Genomic DNA, 14,897 nt, shown 5'->3' on the forward strand with positions numbered 1-14,897 from the left:
CGTCACGTCATGATCCGCAAATTCCAGCCGCGAGACGACATGCTTCCCTCCCAGCGCCATCTGTTCGAGATTCCACACGAGGTCTGCTACCTGAATTCGGCGTCCTACAGCCCGCTGCCGCTGAAGACGCTCGAGGCCGGCCGCGCAGCGGTCGGACGCAAGGGCCAGCCCTGGACCATCGATCCCGGCTTCGCCGGCCGCCAGCATGAGCGCGCCCGTAGCGCGGCGGCCCGCCTGATCAACGCCGCACCTGACGATGTCGCGCTGATCCCCGCGATCAGCTACGGCGTCGCGACGGTAGCAAAGGCGCTGAGCATTCCGCGCGGCTCACGAGTCATCGTGCTTGAGAATGACCATTCCTCGCCGGTCCTCGAATGGCACGCCCGCGCCGAGGCGCAGGGCTTCGTCGTCGACACCGTGCGCCAGCCCGCCGATGGCGACTGGACATCGGCAATGCTTGCAACGATCGAGCGGCCAGGCGCGCCGCCGGTCGGCGTCGCCTCAATCTCCTCGGTGCACTGGTCGGACGGCGGCATGATCGACGTCGACAAGGTGCAGGCCGCGCTGCGGCGGCACGGCGCAATGTTCGTGATCGACGCGACGCAGAGCGCCGGTGTCGTGGCGATGGACGTGACAAGGCTCGACCCCGACGCCGTGATGTTTCCGACCTACAAATGGCTGATCGGCCCCTACGGCCGCGCCTTCCTCTACATTGCAAAACGCCACCAGAACGGCGTGCCGCTGGAGCAGACCTCCAGCGGCCGCCGCAACGTGAATTCCGAGAACCCGGTCTATTTCGGCGATCTCGCCTATGTCGACAACGCCACGCGTTACGACATGGGCGAGCGCGATCATTTCATCACGCTGGAGATGGCCTCGATCGGCATGGAGATGATGGCGGAATGGGGCGCCGCTGCCGTCAGCGCGCGGCTCGCGATGCTCAACGAGCGGATCGCGGGCGGCGTGCGTGACCTCGGGCTCAATGTGCCGGCGCGCAGCGTGCGTGCGCCGCACATCCTGAGCCTCGGCATGGCGAGCGGCATCCCGAAAGAACTGATCGCGCGCCTCGCCGCCGAGAACATCCATGTCGCGCTGCGGCTCGGCCGGATGCGGATCTCGCCGCACGTTTTCAACGACGAGGCCGATGTCGATCGCCTCGTGGCTGTCTTGACCAAAACGTTGCGCGGTTAGCTGGACTTGTGCCGCAGTCCGACGACGCCGAACAGTTCGATCGCTAACGCGACGGCCACTCCGGCCGCGCCGATCACGAACAGCAGCGCATAGTCGCCGCCGCCGCGCGCGAACAGCCAGGACAGGCCGTAGGCGCCCGCCGCCTGGAACAGCGCGAAGGTCGTGGTGGCCTGCGCCCAGGCTGAACGCTGGCTCGCCGCGGAATGCGGGATCAGTTCGTGGATGCGGCCGATCACCAGCGGCACGATGCCGGGCGTGAAGCCGCCGACGATCAGGCTCGACACAATCAGTGCGGCGGGCGAATTCGTCACGGCAGGCAGCGCAACCGCAACGGCCTCGATCAGGAACGCCGCGCGCAGTGCTGCGGCGAAGCCGGCGCGATCGGCGAGGTGTCCCGTGAGCAACGGTCCGACCACGGCGCCGATGCCGTACAGCACCCAGTAATGCGATCCCGCCGCGATCCCCTGCCCGAGCCCACGCGCGACGAAATCGACCAGGAACACCATGTGCGGCACCAGCGCCAGCGCGTTGAGGCCATATTCCAGGCACAGCGCGATCACCAGCGGCGAGCGCACGCCGTGCGACGCGACGGACTGTTCCGCAACGCCTCGCGCGGCGGGAGCTTCGGCGGGCCACGCCTTCCAGCTGATCAGTGTCAGCACCGCCGACAGCACGCCAAGGCCGTACCAGGCCTGCTTGACGCCCTGTTGCAGCAACAGCGGCACCAGCGTGCCGGACGCGGCGACGCCGAGGCCAACGCCGGCGAAGATCACGCCGCCGATCAGGCCGCGCTTGCTCGGCGCGGTATGCGGCAGGATCGCCGTTGCCGCCAGCACCATGATCACGCCGCCACTGACGCCGGCGAGAAAGCGGAAGCCGAAGAACCAGACGAAGGAGATCGGCACCGCGCAGGCAAAGCAGGTGATCGCGGCGAGCACCATCATGCCGCGCAGCGCCCACACCGAGCCGATCCGCGCGCCGAGATCGCGGGCGATCAGCGCGCCGGCGAGATAGCCGGCAAGGTTGGCGGCACCGAGATAGACTGCTTCCGCCGGCGTGAACCACTTTGCGGCGATCAATGCCGGGATCAACGGCGTGTAGGCGAAGCGCGCCAGTCCGAGCCCGACCAGCGAGGCGCACAGCCCCGCGGCCGCGGACAGCCACAGCGGCCCGCCGGCATCGCGGCGCGGCTCGGCGTGATGGCGCCGGTGGTGATCGACATTGGCTGACATGGACATCGCAGTAGGCCCTCCGGCCGTTCATGAAAAATGATTAGTTGCGATCGCAGCAATCGCTCGCAGCGATCACGGCTCACCTCTCCCGATCGGGGAGAGGTGCACATTCGGTTTGGGGAAAGCCTTCAGCGGGAAGATTTGGACGCCGCAGCTGCAGCGAGCTTCTTGCGATAGTCCAGCGCGGGCAACCCGCCCCAACCCCAATTGTCGGTGTCGACTTCCTCGATGACGACGAACGTCGACTCCATGGGCTTGCCGAGCACATCGCGCAGCAGCTCGCTGGCGCCCTTGATCAGTGCCGCTTTCTGCTCCGGCGTGGTGGACGAGGCACCCGGCGCCGTCCCCTCACGCGTGACCTGGATGGTGACGATAGGCATGGCACTCTCCGGACCGTGCTCGTTAATGACCGGCGCTCTGGCCGCCGTCGACATGCAGGATCTCGCCGGTGACGAAGCCCGCGCCTTCCAGGAACAGCACGGCGTCGACGATGTCCTTGGCTTCGCCCATGCGTCCGACCGGATGCTGCTTGGCGAGGAAGTCGTGCGTTGCCGGCGCGTGCATCGGTGTCCTGATCACACCGGGCGAGACCGCGTTCACGCGGATGCCCTTGGCGGCATATTCGATCGCGAGTGACTTGGTGGCGGCGTTCAGGCCGCCCTTGGTCAGCGAGGCCAGCACCGAGGGAACGTTGCTGTTGGCGTGATCGACGAGGCTGGTCGTGATCTGCACGATGTGTCCGGATCCCTGCTTCACCATCTCCCTGGCGGCGCGGCGGGTGATGTAGAAGAAGCCGTTGAGATTGGTCGCCAGCACCTGCGCGTAGTCCTGGTCGGTGTAGTCGGTGAACGGCTTGGCCAGGAAGATGCCGGCATTGTTGACCAGCGTGTCGATGCGGCCGAAGCGCCCGAGCGCCTGCTTGACGATGCGGTCGGCAATTTCGGGATCGCCGATGTCGCCTGCGACGGTCAGAACGTCGCTGTCGGTCGACGGCTTGATGCTGCGGGAATTGGCGACGACGCGCCAGTTGCGGTCGCGATAGCCCTTGACGATGGCCTCGCCGAGGCCCTGCGACGCACCGGTGATGATGGCAACCTTCTGCTCTGCACCCATGATCTCTCTCCATCTGTTGCTGAAGCGACCCAGTGCCGCTTCGATGGAGAGCAAGCTAGATACATCCGCTTTCCGCGCGAATGCCCGCTATTCGGCAGACACTCTTCCGCGGCGCGAACGAATGGCGCCAGCCTTGCTGGCCTCGCGCGACAGCCGCTCGAAATAGCGTTTCAGCCGCGGCGTCGCGAAATCGACGAAGGCGCGCACCTTGGGCACGTCGAAGCGGCCCTGCGGCGCCAAAAGATGCACCGGCAGCGGAGGATGCTCGTCGCCGGCGAGCAGGATCTGCAACCGCCCGTCACGGATTTCCTCGGCGATGTGATACGAGAACAGCCGGGTGACGCCGTGTCCTTCGCTGGCCGAGGCCACCGCCGCGCGCACCGTGTTGACGACCAGCCGCGGCGTGAACTGGACCGCGCGCGCGATCTTCGACTTCGCGGCCGGCGGGAAGCTCCAGGAGTCGAGCCCGAAATGCGTCATGGCGATGATCTGGTGCTTCGCCAGATCAGCCGGCTCGCTGATCAGCGGATGCTGCGCGAGATAGCCGGGCGATGCCGCGACCACGCGGCGCACCTCGCCGAGCTTGATCGCGATGAAACTGGAATCGGCGAGATGGGCGATGCGCAGCGCGACGTCGATCCCCTCGTCGATCAGATTGACGGTGCGATCGAGCATCACGAGCCGTACCGACACCGCCGGATAGTCCGTCATGAAGGCATCGAGCACCGGCCGCAGCACGTCCTCGCCGACCACGACGGGCGCGGTGACGGTCAGCGTGCCGCGCGGCACCGACCGCTCGCCGCCCGCCGAGATATCGGCTTCCTCGAGCTCGCTGAGGATACGACGGCATGCGGCTGCATAGCGCTGGCCGGCATCGCTCAGCTTCAGCGAGCGCGTCGTGCGATGTAACAGCTCGGCGCCGACATGATGCTCAAGGAAAGCGATCGCCCGGCTGACCGCTGCCGGCGAGCGCCGCAACTTCCGCCCGGCACCGGCGAGGCTGCCCTCGTCGACCGCCGCAACGAAGACCTTCATGGCGTCGATGCGGTCCATCGATCCCCCCGCTTCGCGGTCGCCGTTACTCCTTCACGTCATATTGCTTGCTGAGGTGGTCGCCGATCTGCACCAGCATCGCGACGCATTCGGGATAGCCGGGCCTCGCCGCCGTGGCGTCATTGGCGCTGGCGCGAAACTCCCAGCTGTCGCCGTCGCGCAGCACGGAGATATCGATTCCGTCGGGGCAGTCGGCATGGGCCCTCAGCTCGGCCCGCGCCATCGCGATGAGTTCGGCTTCGGTCTTGGTCGGCTTGCTCATGTAACGACGTCCTCCCGGCGCTGTGCAACGGACGCCATGGTTGCCGATTTGACGGCAGGATGTCGAGAGCACGCGTGCGATCACAACCAGTTGCAATTGACAAAAAGCTCGTCCCCGGCGAACATTTGGCAGGGTCGATACCACCCGCCGCTTGCACCCCTCCCCGGGGACGGTGAAGGTATCAAGCCATGTTTCAGGCTTCCTTTGCCCGCACGAACGGGTCAGCAACGCAAGCCCCTGACGCTTTCCGTTCGTCGATGCAAAGGTTGATCCCATGCGCGACTTTCGTGATGCCAAGACCATGGCGCAGACGCTACGCGATGCGCTCGGCGCCAAATCGATCCCCCTCACCCACAGCGACAGCCTGGAGCTGATCGCCAAACTGTTCGGCCAGCGCGACTGGAACACGCTGGCGGCGCGGATACAGGCCGCCGGCGGATCTGCCGATGTGCCGGCTTCCGCTCCGAGATCGCCGCCGGCCGCGGTGCGGCAAGAGATCGCAGTCGCTGCGGCGGTGCTCGACCGCTATGCGGGCTTCTACCAGCTCAGCGAGCAGGCCGTCCTCAGTGTGATGCGCGAGGATCACCACTTGGCTGTACAGCTCACCGGGCAGCGTGCCGTACCGTTCTTTGCGGAGAGCCAGACCGAGTTTTTAGCCAGGGAGGTCGACGCGCAGATCAGCTTCGTCATCGCGGCTGACGGTCAGGCGACGTCACTGATCCTGCATCAAAATGGCGACAAGCCGATGCCTCGCATTAGCGCTGCAATCGCGAAGCAGATTGCGAATCGCACCGCGGAGCGTGTGAAGAACCAGTCGCCGGCTCCCGGAACCGAGGCCGCGCTCCGCCGCCTGATCGAGGGGGTCGCCTCGGGACAGCCCGACTATGCGGACATGGCCCCCGCGCTCGCCGCGGCGACCCGCGAGCAATTGCCACACCTGCAGCCTTTCCTCGCCGACCTCGGCGCGATCGAATCGACCCGCTTTCTCGGCGTCGGCGCGCAGGGCGAGGATGTCTACAGTGTGCGGCACGCCGACGGTGCCTCGCATTGGCGGATCGCGCTCGACGCGAATGGGATCATCTCGACCGCGTGGGTGTCTGCCGGGCCGTGAGCCCTGCGTTGCTACGGCGCCGCGCTGGCGCGGCGCTCGCCCTTGATGACCGGCAGCGCGCTCACCGGCGCGACCTTTGGCTTGTCAGCCACCGATCCGGTGGCGACCGGATCGGGCAACGGCGCGCGGGCGGTGGCGTCGGGGAAGCGGGTCTTCATCTCGCGGATGAAGCCGTCGAGCGTGTCGACGCTGGCGGCCATTCGCGCGATCTGGGCGAATTCGGCGCTGGACGTCGCGACCGGCTTGCTGGCCGAGTCGAAGGCGAGCTTGTCGGCATCGCCGGACATCAGCGGCGCGTATTTCTCGCGGAACCGGGACAGCCCGATGGCGTCCTCGGCAAGCGCGTAGCCGACCACGGCGCGGATGATGTCGGCCTTCTCGCCCGGGTTGAGCGGGGTGAAATCGCGCCAGCGGTCACCATAATAGAGCTCGATCTGCTCGGACGCCTCGCGCCAATGCCGCGACGCCCAATAGATGTCGGAGCGCAGCCGGATTGCCTCGCGGCCGGTGATGTTCGAGATGATGTCGAGCGCGAGATCGTGCCGGCCGACGTCGCTCTGCGCGCGCGCCTCGAGCAGCAGCCGCTGCTGGCGCAGTTCGCCGGAGAGATCCGCGATCCGGGTCGAGCGCAGCGCGGCAATGGCGCGGTCGGGCTTGCGGTTCATCAGATAGACCATCGCGAGGCGCGCCGCGACCTGGGCGCGGGCCGCGCCTTCGAGCCGCTTGTCGACCTGGTATTGCAGGAGGTCGGCGGCCTGGTCGAGCAGATCGACACCGACCAGGCGGTCGGCGAGACGGCGGATCATCTCGTCACCGCGGCGGCCGATCGGCGTCAGTTCGCGATATTCGTAGAAGGTGCCGAGCGCATCGATCGGCGACATCTCGTCGCCCCTGGGGCCGAGGTAGAGCTGCACGAACAAGGCCGAGGCGGCATCCTGCGCCTGGCGCGATTCCGGCGCATTCGGCTGCAGCCGGGTCGCGGCACGCGTCACCGCGAAGGCGTCGGCATAGCGCGCCGTCTCGGCGTAGATCTTCGACAGCACATACAGCGTCTTCAGCTCGATATTGTCGCCGCGCCACAGCATCGACAACAGCTCGAGTTCCTTCAGCACATCGTCGCGGCCGATCTCGCCGCGCTTCTGCTTGAGCAGCGTCTCCAGCAACCTGCCTTCGGCGGCGGCCTGGCGATCGGCCGAATTGGCGGCGAAGCGATAGGCGTCGAGCGCATCCTTCTCCTGGCCGAGGGCCTCAGCGAGCCGGCCGCGCAGCACCGCAACCGCGGGCTTGAGCTCACCGGGAACGCCGACCACGTCGAGATCGCTCTTGCGCCGCGCGGCACCGGCATAGTCCTTGACCTCGAGCGAGGCCTTCATCGAGTCCATGGTGACGATGCGCTGCAAATCGGGCGGCAGCGTCGCCACCGCGAATTCGGCGTTCTTGAACTTCTCGCGCGCCTCGGCCCATTTTCCCTCGCGGGCGAAGGCGAGCCCCTTCCACAATTGCGAATCGTAGCCGTTGCCGATGACGGGATTGGCGAGATCCTTCAGGCCCTGTGCCGGGTGCCCGATCAGGATACTGGCGACCGCGTGCACCATCACCACCGACGCCGTCTCGCTGCCGCGCTTGCTCTCGGACAGGATCAGATTGGCGACACCATGGGCTTCCTGGTACATGCCGCGCGCCATGTAGAAATCGGCGAGATCGAGCCGTGCCTGCGGCAGCTGCTCCGCATTGGCCGTCGAAGCCGCCGCAATCAGGCCGTCGAGCTGCTTGAGGAACGTGTCCGACTGGTTCTTGCGCCACTCGTCCGGGTCGAACAGCGGCTTCACCGCCGCGGTGGCGCGCTCGGCGGCGACGTCGGCCGACGACAGCGTCAGGCCGCCGGGCCGGCCCAGCATCACCTTGTCGGCGCCGACCTCCGCCTTGACGTCGTCGGCGTTGGGATGAACCACGACGCCGTGGATCGATTCCAGCAGCGAAAGCTCGACGAAATCCTGCCGCTTGATGATGCCGCGGGTCGGCGGCGGTGCGGTCACCACCCAGAGCGTATCGCCGGCGTCGGGATCGACCAGTCTGTGCAGCTGGCCTGGATTGGCGAGCGGTACGCTGACATTGGCGAGTGAGGGCTCCGAGATGTTGCGCACCACGGTGAGCGGCAGCGGCGGCTTCTGCACGCGGTCGGCAAAGGTCAGCGTCCAGCTCACTCCGCGCGAGCGGTCATCGCTTTCGAGCGACGGCATCTGCGGCCGGTTGAGGCGGAAGCGCACCGCCTGGCCCTTTTCCAGCGCGATCCGGCTGACATCCGATATCAACGAGCCGGCCTTGGCGCGGACCGGATCGACGTCGATTGCCTCAGCCGCGTCGAACACCATCCACACCGTGTCGGCGCGGCGGAACAGCGCCGCCGGCGTCGCGCCGGGGAATGAGAACGTCACGCGCAAGCCGTCGCTGTCGCGCTGGGCTTCGACCGCAGGTTTGCCGCCGGTACGGGCGTCCGCAGCAGGCGGCGATGGCGCCGCAGCCGCCTTCGGCGCTTCCATCGCCGGCGCGGCGGCGACAGCGGGCACCGGCTTCGGCGCGTCGGTCACCGGCGCCGTGCTCTGTTCCGCCGCAGAGCCGGCGCCACCCTCGTGCGGCGGGGTCGGCACAGCAGCGTTCTCGGCGTTGACCGCAGGTGCGGCCGCGATTTTCGGCAGCTCCGGATCGGACAGTTCCGATCGGGGCTGCTCCGTTTTGACGGGCGCGGCCGCCGGTTGCTCGCTCGTGGCTTGTTCGGGTTTGAGCGGTTCGGAGCGCTGCGGTTCGGACTTGGCAGGTTCGGACCTGGCAGGTTCCGACTTGGCAGGCTCGGACTTCGCCGGTTCGGATTTGGACTGTTCAGGCTTGATCTCGATCTTGGCCTGCTGGGCGATGCTTTCCGATGTCACCGGCGCGATCGCCGCGGCGCCTTTCGGTTTGGCGCGCGGCGTCGGCAACAATGAGCTCAGCGAGGGCTTTGCCGCCTGCTGCTCGTTCTGCTGGAAGGCGACGTCGACGATGTAATTCTTCTCGTCGCGGAACGAATGCACGTCGACATCGCCAATCAGCGATACATCGACTGCCGAGGTATCCGTGTCGGCGCGCGCGCTGATCGACGCGACATTCGGCGGGGCGGCGACTTTGGCATCGGCAAGGTCGAAGGTCAGGACCGAATTGAAGGACAACGTCAACTTCTGCTCGTTCAGCACCGAGGAGACGCTGACCCCGTCGGGCACCTCGAACACGAAGCGGACGAAGGTGGGTTGCACCAGCGCCCGAACGCGCACCGGCGGCTTCTTCTTGGCGGCGTCGGCGGCACGCTGCATGCGCAGCAGGCGCTCGGCGGCGCGGGCGCGCTCGGCAAGCTCGCGGATCACCTCCTGCGGCAGCGATGGCGGCGGGCCGGTCCAGCTGTCGGGCAGGAAGTCGATGAAGATGCGCTCGCCGGCGGTCATGGTGTTGATGGAGACGCGGCGCGCCAGCGACAGACGGATCGCCGAGCCGTCGGGATCGCGGCGCGCGGCGCCGACATAATCGGGCACGGCATCCTGCAGTTTCTCGACGGGGATATCGACCGGACGTTTGAAGCGGATCACGATGATCGAGCCGGCGGTCGTGACCTCGGACTCGACATCCTCCTTCAGCCTCAGCACCAGCCGGGCATAGCCGTTCGCGGCAGAGAATGTCGCCTCGCCGGGTACCGGGTCTTCGGCATGCGCCGCGGTCGAAAATGTAAGGGTTGTGAGCGCGAGGCCGCTGGCAAGCAGGCACAGACGCGCGGTCCGCGCCCAGGCGCGGCCTAGCGACCATGTTCCAGCGGCAGCCGTTCGCGCCATCTCGAAACGTTTTCTCGGGACCCCAGCCATACCAAGCGCGAAGCGCCCTCGCCCACGCCTCCCGATCTTGGATCGGGCGGCGTTAAGGACCTGTTAACGTCAACGGATTGTTTCGGACCGGCCCCGGCCACCGAATGGCGACCAAAAGCGCTCGGTTTGAAGCTGAAGCTTGTTCCGAGCGCCGCCGAGCGCCACAGCTGGCGGCGCGCGCTATCCTTTGGAGTCAGCCGGGAGCCCGCTGCGCGACTGTGACCGGACAGGATTTGTCCTTGCAACGAGCCTTACTCGGCGCTGCCGGGTACCGTGCGCAAATACGCCACGATGGCGTCGAGGTCATCGGGACTGATCCGGGCGTAGTAGTGGTATCCCATCGGTCGACCGAGACGGCTGCCGTCGCGGCTGACGCCGTCGGTGATCGCACGCTTGATCTCGTCGTCGCTCCATGCGCCGATCCCATTGGTCTTGTTCTGCGTGATGTTGCGTGAAACCGAGATTCCCCACGGCCCGGAAAATTTGACGCCACCCGCACCAAGACTGCTCTTGTATTCTCGTCCCCTCGGTCCAATCGGCGTATGGCACGCCATGCAATGCGCGATCGTGACGAGATAGAATCCCTTCTGCACCTTGTCGCTCATCATCGGTTCGGCGAATGGGTTCTCGCCGCCCGGCGGAACGTTCTCGACCTGAGGCACCTTGTAGATCGGATCGGGCACCTTGTTGTGGACCGGCGTGATCGTACGCAAATATGCGACGACCGCATCGAGATCATTTTCCGTCAGGATGTGATAGAAGCTGGTCGGCATGACCATCGCGGTATGCACTCCCTTTGGGGTCTGCCCGGTCCGCAGCAGTTTCTTGATATCGGCATCGCTCCAGCTTCCGATGCCTGTTTCCTTGTCTTGTGTAATGTTGGCGGCATGCACTGTGAACGGCGGCTCGTCCCAGTAACCTCCGCCCGAGAATGCCTTCTCCAAAACATCGCCGTTCGGTCCCTTGGGCGTGTGGCAATTGCCGCAAGCCAGAATGCCGTTGACAAGGTAATCGCCCCGTTTGACCAGTTCGGATTGGGCCCATGCCAGATTGGTGGTGGCGATGACGACAAGCATCATGAACAGGTTACGCATATCGGTTTCCTTGAAATTTCTTGGTGATCAAAAATTCAATTTCTGATCGGGCGCAGCTTCGCGTCCGGCACAAGAGCAATTCAATCAATCAACTCAAGCGGCGGTCCATGCGACCGCAATCACGGAAGGCCAAAAGTAGCGAAATCGCGCTCGCCTTCCTCGCGCCGATGCTAGACTCGCATCAAGCACTTTGGCAATGTCTGCGATGGCTCTGTTGCAACGGTCTTGGCGCCGTTCGGCGCGGATCTGCGCCGAGGCGCCACAAGAGGGGGCCACAAGCCGCCCTGCTCCGCTTATGCCGGCGAAGGATCGTGACCATCAGGCCGGCGATTTGCGGAAGGCTTGTGGCCTGCTTGTCCATTGCACCGGATCGGGGCGACTTGGCGAACTCGGCCGGACGGACATCGAAGCGGTCAAGCCGCCCTGTTGATTGGTAATGATGATTTATCGCAACGCGGAAGCAGCACTGCTGCCTCACTTGATTTCCGATTGTTCGGCAATAATTTCTTTTGAGGATCACCCATGCGAAAGCCACTATCAATTCTTGCTCTTTTAATGAGTGTCTCGATTGCCCAAGCCGGTCCGAAGGAGGACGCAGCGCAGCTCGTTGAACGCTGGAGCAAAGCCTTCGCTGACGCCGACCTTGACGGTATCGTCAGTTTCTATGCCCCGGAAGCGACCATGATCGGGACGTTCGGCAAGGTCGTCATGACGAAGCCGGAGCAAATCCGCAAATACTTCGAAGCGACAATCCTCAATTCGCCCCCCAACACCGTGGCGCTGCAGAGCGCAGAGACTCTCCTGATCGACGAGAGGACGGTGGTGCTTTCCGGGTTCGACACCATCTCCGGCGTCATGAAGGATGGCCAGCCTTATAGCAGCCTCGGCCGCGTCACATTCGTGATCGCGAAGCAAGGCTCGGATTGGAAGATTGTCCATCTGCACCGGTCTCCACTCCCGAAAACCTGACGACAGCCCCCGTCAGTTCGTCTTCGGCGTGAGCATCTTGCCTTCGATCTTGGGAAGATCGTCGATCGAGGCCGATTTGTCGCCGCCGGCACGGCAATTGGCGACCGAGCGGTTCTGCTCCTTTGCTCCCGCGCCGATGGCAAAACCCGAGAAACTGGACACTCCCGCGATATTACGGAGGTTCGAGTGAGGTGCTCCGAACTCAGACCGTCGCGACCTCTCGCTCGCTATGCGCCGCTTGCCGCGTCTGCGTGCTCTCCCGGACCAGCAACCAGCAGAACAGGATGATAACCGGAGAACCAAAAGGCAGCGGCTTCACGACCGACAGTTGATAGAGGACAGGTAGGTAGAAGACCATCGGCGCGAGAAACGTCACGCCAAGCACCATTTTCGACCAGGCCGGAAAGCCGACCCTCAACCATTCGCGGAGCATCCAGGCCAGCGGCAGCGCCATGATGAGCATGTCGTAGAACAGGCAGAACGGCGTAACCAGAAGGCAGGTGAGCACGATGATCGAGCGTTCAGTCGCAGCAGTGATCTTCTGACGCAACATCCAGATCAGCACACACGTCATGCCCAGCGCCACGAGGCCGTGAATGATAAAGGCCGTGTTGACGCCGGCGCCGAGCAGGCGCGCTGTCGCGTACACGCTCTGCAGCAATGAAAACTCGACGTCGCCGTTCTCGAGAGCCTGACGGGCCGAGTGAGAGACGTCGAGGAAGTTGAGCCACGTATCCAAGCCGAACAGCAGCGCGGACAGCACGACGAGCGAAATCGACGACATGCCTGCCCAGATCAGCGTGCGCCAGCGACCTGTGACGATCAAGGCGATCGGCACGGCCAGCGCCAGGTGCGGCTTGATCACCATCAGCCCGAGGATCGCGCCCGCGAGCTTTGGCCTCCGGTCCATGATGTTGAGACCGCACCCAAGGATCGATGCCGTCAGAAAGGCGTTCTGCCCTGCCACGGCATTAAGATAGACCGGCGCATAGGCGAGGATCGCGACCAGGCACCAAGGCGTTCGCAAGATGCGCCAGATCACCGCGGCGAACGACGCCGCCGTCATACCAATGAACACGAACAGCGAGGCGAAATACGGCGCGAGCGCGAGCGGCAGGCACACGAGCAGCATCGTCGGCGGATAGAAGAACGCCTCGTAGCCCTCTCGCAGGTATGGAGCTTCCGCGAGCAGATGCAATTCGGGCACATAAACCTCGGCGGGATGGCCGGCCAGAACCTGAAGCGAGGCCGCCCAGAACGTCAGAAAGTCCGAGCCGAGCAGAAAATTATTCGCGCCATAGCCGCCATCGCGGTAAAATAGCAAAAGCGACCTCGCGAGAGTCAGCACCAGCACAATTGCGACGCCACTCACGTACAATCGGGCGCGCGGCGCGGTGAGCCATGGCATGTCTTTCAGCATTGGCAATTCCTAAAGCACCACCTTGAGACATAGCGACTTCAATTCCAGAATGACAAATCGGTTGCAGCTTAACGCTACCGTTTAAGGCTACCATAACCGGCGTACACTTCTCGGCGTCGATAGGCGTTTGGCTTCGCGGAGACCCCGTCGAGCCCACACCATCGGAGGCGGCGAACATCCGCGTCTGCATCGAGAGGATTACCCCCGGTCCACCGGACATGCGCGGAACTCTCAGCGATTAACCGAACGCCCAATGGAGATCGGCCACTCGCTTGCGCCACCGCCAGTTGCGGTATACAACCGCTTACATTTCAAGCAATTCTTAGTTTCTGGCAGTTTCATGAACGGATTTGGAATGGTGCGCGCCCGTGCGGAGCGCAGCGGATACGACCGTGCATTGGCCATTGCCTGCCTCATCGTGTTGGGCTTTACCCTTTACTGCGTGGTACCGAAAGTCGTTGACGGTACCGGCGCGACCGGGCTCGACTTTTCATGCTTTTGGAGCGCGGGGAAGATGGCGCTCGATGGCCATGCCGCCACCGCCTACGATTGGCCGCAGTTGCGGCAAGCGATCATTCAAATACATCCCAGCTTGAACGATGCTCCGTTCCCCGTTTACGAGGTGCCGATACCGTTTTTCTACCCGCCGTTTTTTTCTTTGCGGCGGCACTGCTGGCACTGCTGCCGTTTCCGAGCGCGTTCTGGGTCTGGAGCACCGCAAAGCTGCTGTGCTGGGCGCTCGTTGTTTCCGCCATCCGGCCACGCTTCGCCGTACTGCTGCTGGCGTTCGCCGTGCCGGCCGTCCTGTACGATTTCATCGTCGGCCAAAGCTCCCTGCTCGCGGCATCGCTGCTCGGCGCCATTCTGCTGACGCTGGACCGGCGCCCGATCGTCAGCGGCTTCCTGATCGCGCTGCTGATCTTCAAGCCGCAATATGGCGTCCTGCTTCCGCTCATTCTGATCGCTACTGGACGCTGGACCGTCTTCATCACGGCCAGTTTGGTGACACCTGTGCTCTTGCTGCTCACCGGGCTTACCTTCGGCTGGGATACTTTTGAGGGGTTCCGTGAGGCAGCCGTCTTCGCGACGACGCAGTTCCATCTCACCGGCACGCTGGCCTGGTACAAACTGCAGAGCGTCTACGGAGTGCTTCGGTTTGCCGGTTTTGGCTATGGATCGGCCATGGCACTGCACGTCGCGGTCGCTGCGGCCGCCGCGACGTGGACGCTGATCATATGGCGCCGCAACGTCAACTTCGCCGTCAAGGCCGCGAGCCTGCTCGTCGCGACATTGCTCGTATCTCCCTACTTCGCGATCTACGATACGGCGCTACTGGCTCTCGCACTCGTCTTTCTCATGAACGCGCCCATGGCCGAACATGGCTCGCTTCTTTCGAATCGCTCCGAACTCCGGATCGGGTTCGGCGTGCTTGTCCTGGCGGGGTTCACCTACCCGGTCGCACTCGTGCCGGTCGGTCCGTTCATGTGCGCGACCCTCATCGCGATGATCTGGATGCGATGCAGGCAACCCGGCGTTAAGTCGGATCTAGCTTACGGCTGAGGAGTCCA

Annotated in this window: 13 protein-coding genes; 4 read left to right on the top strand and 9 right to left on the bottom strand. The window is 64.6% G+C overall.

What is annotated here, in order from left to right:
* Nucleotides 1–39 precede the first annotated feature (39 nt).
* Nucleotides 40–1,191, top strand: a complete 1,152-nt coding sequence (locus tag QA639_RS28345; RefSeq protein ID WP_283087763.1) for an aminotransferase class V-fold PLP-dependent enzyme — start codon at nt 40–42, stop codon at nt 1,189–1,191.
* Here the strand turns inward: QA639_RS28345 and QA639_RS28350 are convergent.
* The 5 genes from QA639_RS28350 to QA639_RS28370 form a co-directional block, all read right to left on the bottom strand.
* The gene (locus tag QA639_RS28350) at nt 1,188–2,429 is read right to left on the bottom strand and encodes a YbfB/YjiJ family MFS transporter (protein ID WP_244978496.1); all 1,242 of its coding nucleotides are present in this window, start codon (nt 2,427–2,429) and stop codon (nt 1,188–1,190) included. The two genes, QA639_RS28345 and QA639_RS28350, sit on opposite strands and share 4 nt — an antisense overlap.
* Before the next feature lie 122 nt (nt 2,430–2,551).
* Nucleotides 2,552–2,803, bottom strand: coding sequence for a tautomerase family protein (locus QA639_RS28355; RefSeq protein WP_028337158.1), 252 nt, complete (start codon nt 2,801–2,803; stop codon nt 2,552–2,554).
* A gap of 22 nt (nt 2,804–2,825) precedes the next feature.
* A complete protein-coding gene (locus QA639_RS28360) occupies nt 2,826–3,536 on the bottom strand; it encodes an SDR family NAD(P)-dependent oxidoreductase (RefSeq protein WP_028337159.1) in 711 nt (236 codons plus the stop codon).
* Between the two features lie 87 nt (nt 3,537–3,623).
* Nucleotides 3,624–4,589: a LysR family transcriptional regulator gene (locus tag QA639_RS28365; RefSeq protein ID WP_028337160.1), complete on the bottom strand. Its 966-nt coding sequence runs from the start codon at nt 4,587–4,589 to the stop codon at nt 3,624–3,626.
* A 25-nt stretch (nt 4,590–4,614) separates the two neighbouring features.
* Complete coding sequence (locus tag QA639_RS28370) at nt 4,615–4,851, bottom strand: hypothetical protein (RefSeq protein WP_028337161.1); 237 nt, start codon at nt 4,849–4,851, stop codon at nt 4,615–4,617.
* A 274-nt stretch (nt 4,852–5,125) separates the two neighbouring features.
* Between QA639_RS28370 and QA639_RS28375 the strand changes: the two genes are divergently transcribed.
* Nucleotides 5,126–5,962: a glyoxalase superfamily protein gene (locus tag QA639_RS28375; protein ID WP_028337162.1), complete on the top strand. Its 837-nt coding sequence runs from the start codon at nt 5,126–5,128 to the stop codon at nt 5,960–5,962.
* An 11-nt stretch (nt 5,963–5,973) separates the two neighbouring features.
* Here the strand turns inward: QA639_RS28375 and QA639_RS28380 are convergent, their stop codons facing one another.
* Both QA639_RS28380 and QA639_RS28385 read right to left on the bottom strand, forming a co-directional pair.
* Nucleotides 5,974–9,816 (bottom strand): tetratricopeptide repeat protein, encoded by a 3,843-nt coding sequence (locus QA639_RS28380; protein WP_283087764.1) that lies wholly within the window; start codon nt 9,814–9,816, stop codon nt 5,974–5,976.
* Nucleotides 9,817–10,097: 281 nt separating this feature from the next.
* Nucleotides 10,098–10,940, bottom strand: coding sequence for a c-type cytochrome (locus QA639_RS28385; RefSeq protein WP_050387619.1), 843 nt, complete (start codon nt 10,938–10,940; stop codon nt 10,098–10,100).
* A 522-nt stretch (nt 10,941–11,462) separates the two neighbouring features.
* Between QA639_RS28385 and QA639_RS28390 the strand changes: the two genes are divergently transcribed.
* The gene (locus QA639_RS28390) at nt 11,463–11,909 is read left to right on the top strand and encodes an SgcJ/EcaC family oxidoreductase (protein ID WP_157343158.1); all 447 of its coding nucleotides are present in this window, start codon (nt 11,463–11,465) and stop codon (nt 11,907–11,909) included.
* Between the two features lie 12 nt (nt 11,910–11,921).
* Here QA639_RS28390 and QA639_RS28395 read toward each other — a convergent pair whose 3' ends face one another.
* Nucleotides 11,922–12,071, bottom strand: coding sequence for a hypothetical protein (locus QA639_RS28395; RefSeq protein WP_157343156.1), 150 nt, complete (start codon nt 12,069–12,071; stop codon nt 11,922–11,924).
* A 40-nt stretch (nt 12,072–12,111) separates the two neighbouring features.
* Nucleotides 12,112–13,329, bottom strand: coding sequence for a glycosyltransferase family 87 protein (locus QA639_RS28400; protein ID WP_157343154.1), 1,218 nt, complete (start codon nt 13,327–13,329; stop codon nt 12,112–12,114).
* A 549-nt stretch (nt 13,330–13,878) separates the two neighbouring features.
* On the opposite strand from QA639_RS28400, the gene QA639_RS28405 reads away from it, so the two are divergent.
* A complete protein-coding gene (locus QA639_RS28405) occupies nt 13,879–14,889 on the top strand; it encodes a glycosyltransferase family 87 protein (protein WP_283087765.1) in 1,011 nt (336 codons plus the stop codon).
* Nucleotides 14,890–14,897 lie beyond the last annotated feature (8 nt).

This window comes from Bradyrhizobium pachyrhizi, from assembly GCF_029714545.1.
In the GTDB taxonomy this organism is placed as follows: Bacteria; Pseudomonadota; Alphaproteobacteria; order Rhizobiales; family Xanthobacteraceae; genus Bradyrhizobium; species Bradyrhizobium pachyrhizi.

Excerpts from the sequence above, each read along its gene's own strand:
- QA639_RS28370 (WP_028337161.1), bottom strand. The coding sequence starts at position 4,851 with ATGAGCAAGCCGACCAAGACCGAAGCCGAACTCATCGCGATGGCGCGG.
- QA639_RS28355 (WP_028337158.1), bottom strand. The coding sequence starts at position 2,803 with ATGCCTATCGTCACCATCCAGGTCACGCGTGAGGGGACGGCGCCGGGT.
- QA639_RS28380 (WP_283087764.1), bottom strand. The coding sequence starts at position 9,816 with ATGGCGCGAACGGCTGCCGCTGGAACATGGTCGCTAGGCCGCGCCTGG.
- QA639_RS28385 (WP_050387619.1), bottom strand. The coding sequence starts at position 10,940 with ATGCGTAACCTGTTCATGATGCTTGTCGTCATCGCCACCACCAATCTG.
- QA639_RS28400 (WP_157343154.1), bottom strand. The coding sequence starts at position 13,329 with ATGCTGAAAGACATGCCATGGCTCACCGCGCCGCGCGCCCGATTGTAC.
- QA639_RS28360 (WP_028337159.1), bottom strand. The coding sequence starts at position 3,536 with ATGGGTGCAGAGCAGAAGGTTGCCATCATCACCGGTGCGTCGCAGGGC.
- QA639_RS28390 (WP_157343158.1), top strand. The coding sequence starts at position 11,463 with ATGCGAAAGCCACTATCAATTCTTGCTCTTTTAATGAGTGTCTCGATT.
- QA639_RS28365 (WP_028337160.1), bottom strand. The coding sequence starts at position 4,589 with ATGGACCGCATCGACGCCATGAAGGTCTTCGTTGCGGCGGTCGACGAG.
- QA639_RS28375 (WP_028337162.1), top strand. The coding sequence starts at position 5,126 with ATGCGCGACTTTCGTGATGCCAAGACCATGGCGCAGACGCTACGCGAT.
- QA639_RS28345 (WP_283087763.1), top strand. The coding sequence starts at position 40 with ATGCTTCCCTCCCAGCGCCATCTGTTCGAGATTCCACACGAGGTCTGC.
- QA639_RS28350 (WP_244978496.1), bottom strand. The coding sequence starts at position 2,429 with ATGTCCATGTCAGCCAATGTCGATCACCACCGGCGCCATCACGCCGAG.